Origin of the sequence: Mycobacterium sp. E3247, assembly GCF_001667785.1 — a bacterium.
Taxonomy (GTDB): domain Bacteria; phylum Actinomycetota; class Actinomycetes; order Mycobacteriales; family Mycobacteriaceae; genus Mycobacterium.
This window is the reverse complement of record NZ_LZJG01000205.1, coordinates 1-13,758: the sequence shown is the minus strand read 5'-3', so window position 1 is coordinate 13,758 and position 13,758 is coordinate 1. Positions and strand designations below refer to the sequence as shown.

Genomic DNA, 13,758 nt, shown 5'->3' with positions numbered 1-13,758 from the left:
CCAAGGTTGGCACAATCCGGCGGCGCGGTGTGGTCAGACGTTGCCGCGTTTCGCTCCATCTGGTCAGGGGGCCTCGTCTGCGACTACCGTAAGCGGCCATGGGAGCACAACGGGCCTCAGCCCAGGGCCTGTCTGCCGATACGCCGGACGGTTTCGGCGTAGCGGTCGTGCGCGAAGAGGGTCAGTGGCGGTGTTCCCCGATGGCGCGCAAATCGCTGACGAGCCTGAAGGCCGCCGAGACCGAGCTGCGGGAGCTGCGCAGCTCCGGCGCCGTGTTCGGGCTGCTCGACGTGGATGACGAGTTCTTCGTGATCGTGCGCCCGGCGCCGTCCGGGACGCGGTTGCTGCTGTCGGACGCCACCGCGGCGTTGGACTACGACATCGCCGCCGAAGTGCTGGACAAACTTGACGCCGACATCGACCCTGAGGACCTCGAGGAATCGGACCCCTTCGAGGAGGGCGACCTGGGGCTGCTGTCCGATATCGGCCTGCCCGAGGCGGTGCTGGGCGTCATCCTCGACGAGGCCGACCTGTACGCGGACGAGCAGCTCGGCCGCATCGCCCGGGAGATGGGCTTCGCCGACCAGTTGTCGGCCGTGATCGACCGCATCGGTCGGTGATCGCGAGCGCGGTCGTGGCGATCGCAAGCGCGGCGGAGCCGGGCGTAGCGGGTCGCCACGGATGACCGAGCCCCGTCGGTGATCGGCGACGAAGACCTGATCCGTGCCGCGTTGTCGGTCGCGGCGACGGCGGGTCCCCGCGACGTGCCCATCGGTGCGGTGGTCGTCGGCGCCGACGGAACCGAACTGGCCCGCGCGGTCAATGCCCGAGAGGCCCTGGGCGATCCCACGGCGCACGCCGAGATCCTGGCGCTGCGCGCGGCAGCCGGCGTCCTCGGTGACGGCTGGCGGCTGGAGGGCGCCACACTGGCCGTCACCGTCGAACCATGCACCATGTGCGCCGGCGCGCTGGTCCTGGCCCGTATCGGCCGGCTCGTGTTCGGCGCGTGGGAACCGAAGACCGGAGCGGTGGGATCCCTATGGGACGTGGTCCGCGATCGGCGGCTCAACCATCGGCCGGAAGTGCGTGGCGGCGTGCTCGCCGAAGAGTGCGCCGCACCGCTGGAGGCCTTCTTCGCTCGCCAGCGATTGGGGTGAGGGGCCGGCCGTCAGATAAGCTGCTCGGCGGTGGCGTGTCCGAGCGGCCTAAGGAGCACGCCTCGAAAGCGTGTGACGGCTAACACCGTCCGAGGGTTCAAATCCCTCCGCCACCGCCAACGCCCCTAACCGCGTCCAGCAACTCAGGTCGCGGTCCGCGGTTCCCACCGCGGCCAGGCGTTCTCCGCGCGGGAGACCGCCTCACGCCTTGACGAAGCAGTACATCCGGTATTCGGTGGGTCCCCCAGTTCGGAAGCCCTGGTACGTGTTCCACACGAATCGGTAACCGCGGGTTACGGCAAAGCTGCGCGCGAAGGCGGGCACAAGCGCATTCACCGCCGCCATCCACCACTGTGAATTGTTCTCCATCCCGCGCATGACTTCTGAATTGATCACCCGCTGCGAGACGATCCGCATCGGCGCGTCGGCTAATTGTGCCTCCCAGACGGCAAGCCCCTCGGTGAGGCGGAAATCGGCGTAGAGAAAATGCCCGCCCGGGCGCAGCACACGCACAACCTCGCAGAGGAAGCGCGGAAATTGCGCGTAAAGGTGCGAGGATTCGATATTGATCACCGCGTCGAACGATTCGTCCGGGAAAGGCAGGTCCTCGGCGTCGCCTTCGACGAACTTCAGGCCGGCGATATGGTGTCTTTCCCGGCAAAAGGCGATACCGGCCGAGTTCAAGTCCAGCCCGGTGTATGAGGCCGGGTGCAGGGTCCGCATGAGGTATGAGCTCCCACCGCCGTGGCCGCAACCGACCTCGAGGACCTGCTTGCCACTGAGATCCACCTGCGTCGCCGTACGGTGATAAAGCTGAATGAAATACCGGTTCGGCTCGTCGGAGGGCTCAAGCGGAATGCCCATCGGCGGATCTTCCTCATAGCCGTAGTTGAGGAACAACACGTCTTTGACGGACAGCTTGCGGGTCAAGTAGCGGTAGAAGAACTTCTGATAGAAATACTCATGGATATACTGCGCATACTTCAGATTGACCGTGTCCAGGAGCACGCGACGAAAGCCGCGCTGTTGACCCTGCAGCGCCATCGGCGGAGCATAGCAAATCCCGGCGCGGCTTTGATCACATTCGACGCAACCGAGTCAATCCGGATTGTCCACGTGGTTGGCGCCCGTTCTTCCCTGTGAGTGCACCGATTTCCTTCCGATCCTCGGCATGCTCGGTCGAAGGTGGATAGCATTGCCTTACGGAGAACTGCCAAGCGCGCGGCAAGAGGCCACATGACGAAGAACATCGCGATCGTCGCCCTCTTCTCGTGTTGCAGTGCGCTCGTCGCGATTCCGGGCGTTGCCACTGAATTCGTCGCGCACGCAGACGATCCGGGCACCGTGCTGTACAGCGGCGTCAACGGACTCCGTCAGCCATGCGCTCCGCTCAGTGACGACCCGCGGTTGCGGGCGGCGGCGCAGCGGCACGCCGACGATATGCTGCGCACCGGTTTAAGCGGCCATATCGGGTCCGATGGATCTTCGCCGCGGACGCGCATCGCAGATGCCGGCTACAGCAGGACCCCCGCAACGGGGGAGATCGTCTTTTGGGGTACCGGATCAGCGGCGAATCCGACCCAGGCCCTCGACTCGTGGATGCAAAGCCCTCCACACCGAGGGATCATCGTGAACTGCGCTTTCACCGCGGCCGGCTTCGCCACCGCCTGGGACGGCAACAAGATGACCGTGGTGGGTGACTTCGCGGCTCCGTAAAGCTCGCTGCGCAAAACGTTTCGTTGCTCGACCAGGCCAGTGGCATAGAGTCGGCCCGTGGCGTCGGTTGATCGGGGTCTCGTTCGCGCGGTCGCGAGGCTTGGCGTGGTGGCGGTGCTCGTGATGACCGCGGTTGCCTGCACATCTCACAAGCACGAATCGGCTTCGAGTCCGGCGACGCTGACGGCCGCGCCGACCGAAGGCGGGGATTGTGCGCCGGACCGGTTGGCACGCTGCATACCGGGGTTGGCCGACGTACAAGACAATCTCTTCAACCGCGTGAGCGTCTACGAGCCCCGTTCGAGTTTCGGGGCTGAGCCGCCCTTCCAAGGGCGGGAGTCCACTCCCGAAGACTGCCAGCATCTGCCGAGGTTCGGAGCGACGGATAAGCCGGAATTGGACGTGGAGTACAGCCCAGCCACAGACGCCACTGGTCGTTCCTTGAGCAATCGATTCCCTGCAAACGGCGGCGATTCCGTCCGGGTCCGGTTCACCGTTGCCGACGAAGGTAACGACGTCACGAGTGCGATGGAAACGTGGGCTCGTCGGTGTCCCATGTGGACGACTGCCCATTCCATGGACAACGACGGCATCAAAGGCTGGCTGATCGGTGAATCCAGCGAAAAGCTGACGCAGTATCAGTCGGGTGACACCGGCATGCAATGGCCCTCCGTCGTCAACATGGCGGCGACCGAGCTTCCCAGCAGGGTGACCGTGCAGGCGTGGTATCGCACGCCCGATCCGTCGGCGGCCTCGCGTAATCAACTTCTGTGGCAATTGATCGGCGCGGCAGGACGACCGCGACCACGCTCGGCGCTGCCGCCGCTGCTCGCCGACTGGAGCCAGGCCCAGATCTCGACGCTGCTTCCGGCGCTGCGGGTGGATTCCGGCATTGAGACCGCACCTGCTGACAGCAGCACCTCCGCCGGCGAGCCGGGCAGCCGATCTTGGTCGCTCTGCCCCTCCGGTGGCCAGGTTTCCGCCCCGCGTTACGACCCCTTGGCAGGCTGGCAGGACTTCGACGAATCGAAGTGGGACAAGCCCGGAAAACCACCGAGGCCCAAAGTGATGATCAGCCGGGCGCATGCTGGCGATAACTTCCTGGCCGATCTTCGGACTGAGATCGCTACTTGCACCCCGCATTTGGCCGAGAAGCCGACAGTGTGCGGGGAACGCCAGAATCGCCAGTCCCTCCAAACCGACTCGGCTGTCGCCGAAGGCGAGGACACGGTTCGGTTAACGCATCGGTGGATGCGCGAGGTCGATGTCCGCGGCCACGGCGTGTGTGGTGAAGGCGTCGAGGCCCTGCGAGTTGCCCAAGTACGCGGGCTGATCGTCATCAGCAGCTCAAGTGTCGGGGGATGGCTGTTCAAGGGGGACACCCCGCCCCTGCCGTTGAGTAACCTCGACGAGCTTCTCGCCGAGACCGTACGCAGGATCAAAGCCGCCTGAGAACTGCCCCGCCCAAGCACCGTTCACACGTGTGGCAGCCAACCGGAGCCGTGCGGCGACAGCACGAAGCCACGCCCTTGCGGGTCTTTACATGCGGTCATCCCTGAACTATCGACTCCGCAAACAAATCCATTCACCGTGAGAGAGTGCTCCGGAGGAAGCGTCTTGATGGGCTGTCCGAGAATTACATGCGACGGTTCGCCCCCACTCGTCTGTTTCAGACCACTCGTGGTTCCTATCCAATTGACGCCGCTGATTCCGGCGTCAGGATTTGATGCCGCCGGGGGTACAGCAGGCAAGTTATTTCCACTGCACGATGCCTGATCGAGGGTGAATTTGCAGACGACGCCGTCAGGCGTCAGGAAATACACCGTCGGTTCGGGCTGCCGTCCCGGATTGGGCACTGAGATCTCATAATCTCTCGCATTGGCGGGAGCGTATCCGCTCAGGTCAGGGAAGCTGAGCGCGTCGGCGTACGCCATGACTACAACCATTGAACCGGCGCACATGAGTGCGCAACAGCCGGGGAGTGCTTTTGCGATCATTTCGTTCCTGTCGACTCTGGGTGGCTCGACGCGTGCGGGTTTCAATGGAAAGGGTTGACTTGAAATTCTCGAGTTTGATAGGGCGTGCCGATGGGCACACCGCTCGCGTCCCTCCCTGTATTCCATTGACTGACAAATATTTTCAGATCATCCAATGTTGACCCAGGCATGATGTATCCCCCGTACGGCTGGGGCAGAAACTTGGCCGCACCTGGATCGCCATTCTGCGCGACAATTGTTGTCGGCACGTTGCCGAATATACCGGTCGGATCAGGTCCGACCCGCACCTCCATACGTCCGCCTTGAGCATCCACATTGAATCCGGACAGGACCGGCTTGCCGCCGATCTCCCGAAAGCTGAGCTCCCCGTAGCGGTCGGTAGTCACCGGCGCGGCATGTTGCCCCGCCTGGCCCCAGGCGTTGCCGTTCCACGGTTGCCAGCTGTTGCGATCGAACACCTTGTCCGGGTCTGCCCGGTACATGGTGACCCCGCGGCTGCGATCGAAGGAGTCGGCGGCGATGTAGACCTTGCCGTCCGAGCCCTTATAGCCGCTGACCTGAGTGGGTGCGTCTCCCGCGGCGCGGAATGAACCCGGCACCATGGTCCAGCCCTTGGCGGGGTCGCCATTGACTTCGACCAGCCACGAACCCACGGGCTGAAGATCTCCCTTGGTGCCCGTCACCATCATGTATGTCTTGTTCCCCAGCGTGATCGTCCCGGCGGGGAGCGTGTCGTCGATCCCCGCCTTGACCGCCTCGTCGGGCATGGTGAACAGCTCGTGGCCGCTGTCCTTCGCTCCGGTCAGCGGCGCTCCGAAGTGCGGGCGTCCATCGGCGTCGAAGGTCACCGGTACGGCCACGGAACGATAGTGGTCACCCTCGCCAACCTTGTTGCCGGAGAATGAATCCCCAAAGATCGCAAGAAACTTTCCCGGCTGTCCGGGCACCTCGACGACCTCGCCCAAGTCCGCCGCCCCGATCCCCGGAATGCCGGGAACGCCTCCCGTACCGGCGATCGGCCCCAGGTCTCGCACCTCGCCCCGCAACGGACGCTCCATGGTGTCGTCGATGACGGGGGGCGGGTCGTAACCTTCGGTGTGCAACGATCCCAGCGCTTTGTGCAATGTGTCCGAGTAGGCATTGCGGATCGAATCCATTTGCTTGACGGCATCGCGGACGTCGTCAACGGCGTCGGCGTGCGCAGCGTCGATCAACTTGAGCAGTTTGTTGCGCTCCTGCTCGGGCAGGTTCAGCTGTAGGTCTTTCTTCGCCGCGCCGATGAGCTTGTCGAGAACCTGCAACCGATGATCCAGGGACGCGATCTCGGCGGCACCCTGCTTCTGCGCGTCGGCCAACGCGGCAGCGACGTTCTCCAAGTCGGCGCCGATCTTGGGCAACTGCTCGGACTGCTGGCCAAGGGCGTTAGTCACCCGCTGTACCTCAGCGGAATCGTTGATCGGGTTGTCGCCATTCTGGTGGCTCCACGCCACCTCGAAGCGTTTCCGGGCTTGCTCGAATGCGTGGTCGGCCTCAGCACTGTGCCGGCCGGCGCCGTGAAAAGCCTCGGCAAGGCGAGAGATTTGAAATGGGCTGCCGGTCTGCAGGCTGTGGTTGATCGCCCACGGATCGCCGCCGGCCGCACCGATCAGCTCGGCTTCGCTCAGATTTGCCAGCGTCATCGCATCGTCAACGGTTACCTGACATCACGCACACGGCCGCCCCCTTCTGCGATGCCAGCCTACTACCGCAAACGGGCTGGTCGACGTCGCAATTCGAGCGCTCAGTTGAGCCAAAGCGTCAGGCTCACGCCTGAGTTCCGGCCAGCTTTCGGGTCGTCAGTGCTTCGCTGTCCCTGAAGGGGCGGCCGTCGGGCCCCAGCAGATCGTGGAACCAGACTTTCGGGATCGTCGTGTACGGGTGGTCCCACGATTCCCAGGGAAAGTAGGTCTGCGTCTTGCCGGCGACCAGGCCCCAGTTGATGGCACCGACGTTGTGGCGCTTGGCCACCGGCAGAATGGCCTCGACGGTGCTGCCGCGCGGGCGGGCCATGTACTCCGTGCACAGGATCGGTCTGCCGAGCGGAGCGAGCTCGCCGATCCGGGACTCGAAGCCCGCGGGGTCGGCGTAGGAATGGAACGTGATCACGTCGGCGTTGGCCAGCTGGATATCGCTGATTGCGCTGCGGCCCTGGGGTTGTCCCCAGTCGCCGCGCCACACGCCACTGGTGAGCGGCTGGCTGGGGTCCACGGCGCGCGCCCAGCGGAACACTTGTGGGAGCAGGTTTCCGACGAGCTGTTCCTTGTCGCTGCGCTCGGTGTTGCGGTATTGGCGCGCTGGGTTGTCGGGCTCGTTCCACAGGTCCCAGCCCAGGATGCGGTCGTCGTTGCGGAACTGCGTCAGCACCCCTGTGACGTAGTCGCGCATGACGCCGGCGTAGCGCGGGTCGCCAAGGCGTTCGGCGCCCGGGCTCTGCACCCAGCCGGAGTTGTGCACCCCGGGCGTCGGTGGGCGCTGTCGACCCGCCCTTGGCGCCGGGTCCCAGCATGAGTCGAAGAACACGAACAGCGGCTTGATGCGGTGGCGCGCGGCGATGTCGACGAACTGCGCGAGCCGCGCCTGAAAGCCCCGCTGGTCCTGGCTCCAGAGCTGATCGTGCAGGAACACCCGCGCGGTGTTGTGCCCGTAGAACCTGGCCCAGCCGAGCTCGGTGTCGATGCGCCGCGGGTCGTAGCTGTCGGCCTGGAACATCTCGAGCTGGTTGATGGCGTTGGAGGTGATGTAGTTCGATCCGACGAGGAAGCCCTGCGCCTGATACCAGCGGTTGGCCCGGTCGGCGGGCCACCGGCCGGGTTCCTCCGCGGAGGCGCGGGGCGCTCGCGCCAGCGCGGTGCCTGCTGCCAGCAGAAGTGGCAGCTTGAGGGCCGTTCTTCGATGCACGATGTGACGATAAATTTTCCCGGCGATTTCCCCGGGATTTGCTCAGCGCGTCGCGCCGGCTTGACGTGGGAATTGTTATCACTCCGTCACCGCGGCCTCTTAACTCTTTCTCAAAAACAGTTTTGCATACACAAACAGTTTCATACTGCTACTATCGCCCCACGACATCATCCGGTGCATTGAGGAGTGGGCCCGTGCAGGCACTGTCATTCGATCCGGCCGCAGCCAACATCGGGTCCGACATCGTCCGCGGTGCCACGCAGGGGCTTCAGGCCGGCATGACCGCGGTCCCGTCGACCACGGCCCTGGTTCCCGCCGGGGCTGACGAGGTGTCGGTGCAGGCGGCCGTCGCGTTCGCCGCGGAGGCCACCGCCTTTCTGGCGCTGCACACGGCCGCGCAACAAGAGCTGGCCCGGACGGGTACCGCGATCCTCGACATCGCTCGCATCTACACCGAGGTCGACGCGGCCGCGGCCGGCAGCGTGCTCGGAGCTCGCCCGCTGGCCGGCTACCGGGTGGCGGGATAGCGACCCGCACCGGCCCGGAGAAAATCGCCGGACGCGGACGGCGAAGATACTTCAAACTTCGCCCTACCGAGCGCGATACTGAATCCGTGCGCGAGCGAAACGTGTTAGGCGGTCCACTGGAACCGTGCGGCACAGAGCCACTGACCGGGTACTACCGCGACGGCTGTTGCTCGACGGGGCCCGAGGACCTCGGCCGGCACACGATCTGCGCGGTCATGACGGCCGAATTCCTCGAGCATCAGCGTTCCATCGGCAACGACTTGCTGACACCGGTTCCCGAATACCGGTTCCCCGGACTGCTTCCCGGTGACCGTTGGTGTGTCACGGCGCTGAATTGGCTTCGGGCGCATCAGGACGGCTGCGCCGCGCCGGTGGTGCTGGCCTCCACGCACGAGCGCACCCTCGAGGTGGTGCCGCTGGAGGCGTTGCAGGAACACAAGGTCGACGTGCCCGACGACTTGGCGAACCTGTAGGGAACCACGCCGGATCGACGTCTAGCGTCTGTGTCATATTTGCCGTCGACGACGCGTCGAAAAGAGGATCCGGTGGGCTCTGCCGTTGACGACATCGACTTCGACGACCTGACCGCGCCCAAGCTGACCGACGTCCAACGCCAGATCCTGGAGTTCACCGAGGCCAGAGTCGTCGAGTTCGACATGGGCCGGATGCTCGCAGAGGCGGTCGACCAGGCCGGGGCGGACGATCTCGAAGACGTCGACGGCTTCGGCGATCGACTTGAGGCGCACGTCGCGGCCATCGAAGGCGACGAAGGCCTGCGTCAGCTCACGCGCTCATCCCTGCGGCAACGCGTCGTGCGATTGCTGCGCAACCGGTTGTCGCTGACCGATCTCCTCAGGCGGTATCCCGAAATCGAAGCCATCCCGATCGAGAACCCGTTCATCGTGGTCGGCATGCCGCGATCGGGCACCACTCATCTGGTGAATCTCATTGCCGCCGACCCTCGTCGGAGGGCGTTGCCGTACTGGGAGAGCCAGGAGCCCCTTCCCGCTCGCGGCCAGGGTCCCGACATCTTCGGGGTGGATCCGCGCTATGCGCGGGCCAAGTCCGAGCACGACGCGCTCATGGCCAGCGCACCGGTAGTGGCGGCCATGCACGACCGATTCCCCGAGGCGATCGAGGAGGAGGTCGAACTGCTCGACCTCGATATGGCCGCCTACGTCCTGGAATGGCATGCGCGCGTACCGGATTGGCGCGACTACTACCTGAACCTGGACCAGAACCGGCACTATGCATACCTGAGGAAAGTCCTCCAGGCGTTGACCTTCCTGCGCGGCCCGCGGACCTGGGTCCTGAAAAGCCCGCAGCACTGCGAGCAACTCGGTCCGCTCCTGGCGACGTTTCCGGACGCGACAGTGGCTTTCACGCACCGCGATCCCGTCGCGGTGATCCAGTCGGCGGTCACCATGATGGCCTACTCCGATCGGCTGCGCCGAACGAGCATCGATCCGGACTGGCTGCTCGACTACTGGTCCGACCGCGTGCACCGGCTGCTCAGCGCGTGCGTGCGCGACCGCGACCTGGTGCCGGCCGAACGCAGCGTCGACATCAACTTCCATCAGCTGAACGCCGGCGAAATGGCGGTGCTCGAGCGGCTTTACCAATGTGGCGGCGTCGAACTGACACCGAAGGTGCGGGCGCGGTTCCAGAAGTACCTGGATGACAATCCGCGCGGCAAACATGGCCGCATCCGCTACGGCCTGCATCGGCACTTCGGCATCACGGCCGACGAGCTGCGCCGCCGATTCGACTTCTACTTCGACAAGTTCGACGTCCAGGCCGAGACGTAGCCCGAAGGGAACGAGAACGATGAGCTTCGAACCGGTCTACCGCAGCAGGCCCGGGGCCGACGCCATGCGGCCCGCGGCCGCCGACCGGGCCGAGGAGATCGCGCCCGGCCTGTGGTGTTCACCGGGGCTCTCGAACGCCTACCTGCTCACCACGCACGAGGGCCGGGTGATCGTCAACACCGGCATGGGGTTCGAGGGCCCGGTGCATCGCGCGAATTTCGACGCGGTCGACCCCTCGCCGGTGCGCTACGTCATCTTCACCCAGGGTCACGTCGACCACGTCGGGGGCCTGGGCAGCGTGCGCGACCCCGAGACGACCGTGGTCGCGCAGGCGAACTGGACGTTGTGGCGCGACGACAACGAGCGCCTCATCCCGTACCGCGCCAGCCGCAGCGCCTTCGCGTTCAAGGACACCCTGGCGGCCGGCATCCAAGCCGTTCAGCGGCGCCTCGGTAGCACCCGGTTGGCCGGCCAGAGCGTTCCCGTCGTGGACGTCGACTTCGAAGACACGCTGACCCTGCACCTCGGGGGCCGGCGGATGGAGCTGATCTCGGTGCCCGGCGGCGAAACCACCGATTCGCTGGTGGTGTGGCTGCCGGATGAGCGGATCTGCCTGTGCGGGAACACCTTCGGTCCGCTGTTCGGGCACATTCCCAACCTGGTCACCATGCGCGGCGACCGGTACCGCGACGCGCTGACCGCGATCGCGTCGGTGGAGCGAGTGCGCGACCTGAGGCCCGAACTCCTGGTGACCGGTCATTTCGAACCGATCGCGGGCGCCGAGCGCATCCACGCCGAACTGACCCGGCTGCGCGACGCCATCCGCTACGTCCATGACCAGACTGTCGAGGGAATGAATGCCGGCAAGGACGTCCGGACCCTGATGCGCGAGATCACGTTGCCCGCGGAATGCGAAGTGGGGCAGGGCTATGGAAAGGTGTCCTGGGACGTGCGGGCCGTCTGGGAAAACTACTCCGGCTGGTTTCACCACGAGTCGACCACCGAACTCTATCCGGTCGGGTTCGATGCCGTGGCCGCCGACGTGGTCGAGCTGGCCGGGGCCGCCGCTCTGGTGGATCGGGCCCGGGAACACCTTGCCGCCGGCCGCCCGCTGCACGCCATTCACCTGGCCGAGCTTGTCCCGCCTGACGACGTTGGGGCACGGTCCGTACTGCGGGACGCCCATGAAAAACTGCTGGCCGGCAGCTCCAACTTCTGGGAAAGCGCCTGGCTCAGAAACCAGATAGCGAGGAACGCATGACGGCGCGCGTCAGCTTCGACTTCACGGGCACCACGGCACTGATCACCGGCGGCACCAGCGGAATCGGGCACGCGACCGCGGTGTTGTTCCGCGACGCCGGCGCGCGCGTCGCCGTCACCGGAACCAAGCCGGTGCCGGACGACTACGACACCGACCTGTCCGGCATGGATTATCACCAGCTGCAGATCAGCGACCCGGAGTCGGTCGACGCGCTGGCGCGGAAGTTCACCCGCCTTGACGTGCTCGTCAACAACGCCGGCGCCAATTTCCCGGGCGGCCTGGATGAATCGAAGCCGGACGGGTTCGAGGCGTCGGTCGCGCTGAACCTGACCGGACCTTATCGGCTGACCGTCGGGCTCTATCGTGCATTGAAGGCGTCGACCGCGGCCGGCGGTGCCAGCGTGGTGAACCTGACGTCGATGTCCGCACTCCGGGCCGTCCCGTTGGTGCCCGGCTACGGCGCGGCGAAGGCCGGGATTATCTGCATCACCAGGAATCTCGCGGTCAAGTGGGCCGGAAAGGGCATCCGGGTGAACGCAGTGGCGCCGGGCGCCATCGACACCCCGATGACCGCGCCCATGCACGGCTCGGCCGAGTTGGTGGAGACCGAGCTGGCGCATATCCCGTTGCACCGCTTCGGTTCCACCGGCGAGATCGCCCCCACCATCGCCTTCTTGTGCACCGAGCAGAGTAGCTACACCAGCGGCGCGGTGTTCGTCGTCGACGCCGCGTCGGATTGCGTCTGAGACACGAGGAAACCATGGCTTCTTTTGTTGGGGCGCTGCGACCCGAGGACTTCTACCACACCGGCATCGTCGTGCCCGACCTCGATGCGGCCATGGCCCGGCTGAGCGCACTGGCCGGCTACCGGTGGATCACCCCGATGAGCTACACCCTGCCGTTCCGCACCGCGACCGGCGTCCGCGAACTGACCTCGACGGTCGTCTACTCGTTGCAGAGCCCGCACGTCGAACTCGTCCGGGAGGTGCCCGGAACTGCGTGGACCGCCGCGCCGGGCAACGCGGTCCATCATATCGGCTACTTCAGCGACGACCTGGCCAGGAGCGGACGGGCGCTGCAGGACAACGGCTTCACCCTCGAGATGACCGCCGACGTGCCCGGCGCCGACCTCGGCCTGTTCGCCTACTACACGGACGCTTTCGGGACGCGCATCGAGATCGTCGACCGCGCGCTGTTTCCCGACTTCCCGGCGTTTCTGCAGTCGATGACGGGCCCGGGGGAGGCGTGACGTGTTGCTGACGGTGTTGCGGTTCAACTTCGCGTCCCCGCAGGGCGAAGCGCGTACGCAGAGCGCGTTGTTGTCGGCCGCTCTCGAGTTGGCGCAGTGGGGTGAGTCGCACGGCATCACCTCGGTCAGCGTCGACGAGCACCACGCGACCGGACACGGCTGGAGCTGCAACCCCATCATGGCGGCGGCGATGTTCCTGGCGCGGACCTCGAGGCTGATCGCCAGCGTCGACTGTGCCCTGGGCCCGCTCTGGAATCCGGTGCGCCTCGCCGAGGACATCGCGTTGGTCGACAACATGAGCCGGGGCCGGCTGCACACCACGGTCGGCCTGGGTTACCGCAGGGTCGAATATGAGGCTCTGGGAACCGATTTCGCGCAACGGGGCGCGCTGATGGACAGGCTGCTCGAGCGCACGCTGTCGGTGTGGTGCGGTGCCGACGCGGCAATGTGCACCGGCACCTGGACGCGGCCGCATCCACCGCTGTATGTCGGGGGCGGCGCTCGGGCCACGGCGCGGCGGGCGGCGCGATTCCGGCTGCCGCTCAGCCTGGCCGACCACCTGCCCGACATCGCGGCCTACTACCGCGAGTTGTGTGCCGACGCGGGCATGACGCCACTCATCCTCATGCCGGGGCCGGTCAACCGCGGAATGATCTTCCTGCACGAGGACCCCGACCGGGCCTGGGCGGAGCTGGGCGATCACATCCTGTGGGAGGCCGTCACTTACGGCGGGTGGTCGACCGACCAGCGGTCCCTCATGCATTTACCCGGCGTGCAGACGCTGGACGAGGTCAAGGCGTCGGGCCGGTACCGGTTCCTGACCCCCGCGGAGCTGATCGCCGAGGTGCGCGACACAGCCAACTACGGGCCGCTCGTGATGCACCCGCTGGTCGGCGGCATGCCCGTCGACGAGGCGTGGAAGTCGGTCCAGTTGCTCACCGACAAGGTGCTGCCCGCGCTCAGCTAATTGCGCCGAAGTTCAGATTGCGCATGCGAACAAGGGGTACGCGGCCCACCATGAAACCTGAAGCGAAAAGAGCCCTGGTGGTCCTCGGTGGTGCCGCCGCATTCGGACTGTCCGTCGCCATCGGTGGCGCGGCCGGCGC

At 65.7% G+C, this 13,758-nt stretch carries 14 protein-coding genes and 1 tRNA gene; 12 read left to right on the top strand and 3 right to left on the bottom strand.

All coding sequences use genetic code 11. From position 1 onward, the window contains the following. Positions 1 to 98: 98 nt before the first annotated feature. From A9X04_RS10935 to A9X04_RS10925, 3 genes are all read left to right on the top strand, one after another. Positions 99 to 620, top strand: a complete 522-nt coding sequence (locus A9X04_RS10935) for a tRNA adenosine deaminase-associated protein (protein WP_067920185.1) — start codon at positions 99 to 101, stop codon at positions 618 to 620. Positions 621 to 698: 78 nt separating this feature from the next. Then, positions 699 to 1,157, top strand: a complete 459-nt coding sequence (locus tag A9X04_RS10930; protein WP_067920184.1) for a nucleoside deaminase — start codon at positions 699 to 701, stop codon at positions 1,155 to 1,157. A gap of 29 nt (positions 1,158 to 1,186) precedes the next feature. Beyond that, a tRNA-Ser gene (locus A9X04_RS10925) sits at positions 1,187 to 1,276 on the top strand. An 82-nt stretch (positions 1,277 to 1,358) separates the two neighbouring features. Here the strand turns inward: A9X04_RS10925 and mtf2 are convergent. Next, positions 1,359 to 2,201, bottom strand: coding sequence for a fatty-acid O-methyltransferase Mtf2 (mtf2, locus tag A9X04_RS10920; protein ID WP_082974930.1), 843 nt, complete (start codon positions 2,199 to 2,201; stop codon positions 1,359 to 1,361). Between the two features lie 192 nt (positions 2,202 to 2,393). Between mtf2 and A9X04_RS10915 the strand changes: the two genes are divergently transcribed. Continuing rightward, positions 2,394 to 2,873 carry a CAP domain-containing protein gene (locus A9X04_RS10915; protein WP_197509126.1) on the top strand — a complete coding sequence of 160 codons (480 nt, stop codon included), beginning with the start codon at positions 2,394 to 2,396 and terminating at the stop codon, positions 2,871 to 2,873. 57 nt (positions 2,874 to 2,930) lie between these two features. Then, positions 2,931 to 4,325 carry a hypothetical protein gene (locus tag A9X04_RS31415; RefSeq protein WP_231985703.1) on the top strand — a complete coding sequence of 465 codons (1,395 nt, stop codon included), beginning with the start codon at positions 2,931 to 2,933 and terminating at the stop codon, positions 4,323 to 4,325. 586 nt (positions 4,326 to 4,911) lie between these two features. On the opposite strand, the gene A9X04_RS10905 is transcribed toward A9X04_RS31415, so the two are convergent. Together A9X04_RS10905 and A9X04_RS10900 are read right to left on the bottom strand one after the other, a co-directional pair. Further along, the gene (locus A9X04_RS10905) at positions 4,912 to 6,549 is read right to left on the bottom strand and encodes a DUF4185 domain-containing protein (protein WP_067920180.1); all 1,638 of its coding nucleotides are present in this window, start codon (positions 6,547 to 6,549) and stop codon (positions 4,912 to 4,914) included. A 124-nt stretch (positions 6,550 to 6,673) separates the two neighbouring features. Continuing rightward, positions 6,674 to 7,807: a 1,4-beta-xylanase gene (locus tag A9X04_RS10900; protein WP_067920178.1), complete on the bottom strand. Its 1,134-nt coding sequence runs from the start codon at positions 7,805 to 7,807 to the stop codon at positions 6,674 to 6,676. A 194-nt stretch (positions 7,808 to 8,001) separates the two neighbouring features. On the opposite strand from A9X04_RS10900, the gene A9X04_RS10895 reads away from it, so the two are divergent. The 7 genes from A9X04_RS10895 to A9X04_RS10865 all read left to right on the top strand — a co-directional run bounded on the left by A9X04_RS10895 (position 8,002) and on the right by A9X04_RS10865 (position 13,619). Next, positions 8,002 to 8,334, top strand: a complete 333-nt coding sequence (locus A9X04_RS10895; protein WP_067920176.1) for a PE domain-containing protein — start codon at positions 8,002 to 8,004, stop codon at positions 8,332 to 8,334. A gap of 86 nt (positions 8,335 to 8,420) precedes the next feature. Next, complete coding sequence (locus A9X04_RS10890; protein WP_067920174.1) at positions 8,421 to 8,807, top strand: DUF2237 family protein; 387 nt, start codon at positions 8,421 to 8,423, stop codon at positions 8,805 to 8,807. Between the two features lie 72 nt (positions 8,808 to 8,879). Then, entirely contained in the window at positions 8,880 to 10,142 is a 1,263-nt protein-coding gene (locus tag A9X04_RS10885) for a sulfotransferase (RefSeq protein ID WP_067920172.1), read from the top strand. A 19-nt stretch (positions 10,143 to 10,161) separates the two neighbouring features. Further along, positions 10,162 to 11,403 (top strand): MBL fold metallo-hydrolase, encoded by a 1,242-nt coding sequence (locus A9X04_RS10880; RefSeq protein WP_067920170.1) that lies wholly within the window; start codon positions 10,162 to 10,164, stop codon positions 11,401 to 11,403. Continuing rightward, a complete protein-coding gene (locus A9X04_RS10875) occupies positions 11,400 to 12,149 on the top strand; it encodes an SDR family NAD(P)-dependent oxidoreductase (RefSeq protein ID WP_067920168.1) in 750 nt (249 codons plus the stop codon). Before A9X04_RS10880 ends, A9X04_RS10875 begins: the two co-directional genes overlap by 4 nt. Positions 12,150 to 12,163: 14 nt before the next feature. After that, complete coding sequence (locus A9X04_RS10870; RefSeq protein ID WP_067920166.1) at positions 12,164 to 12,652, top strand: VOC family protein; 489 nt, start codon at positions 12,164 to 12,166, stop codon at positions 12,650 to 12,652. A gap of 1 nt (position 12,653) precedes the next feature. Next, the gene (locus tag A9X04_RS10865; protein WP_067920164.1) at positions 12,654 to 13,619 is read left to right on the top strand and encodes an LLM class flavin-dependent oxidoreductase; all 966 of its coding nucleotides are present in this window, start codon (positions 12,654 to 12,656) and stop codon (positions 13,617 to 13,619) included. Positions 13,620 to 13,758 lie beyond the last annotated feature (139 nt).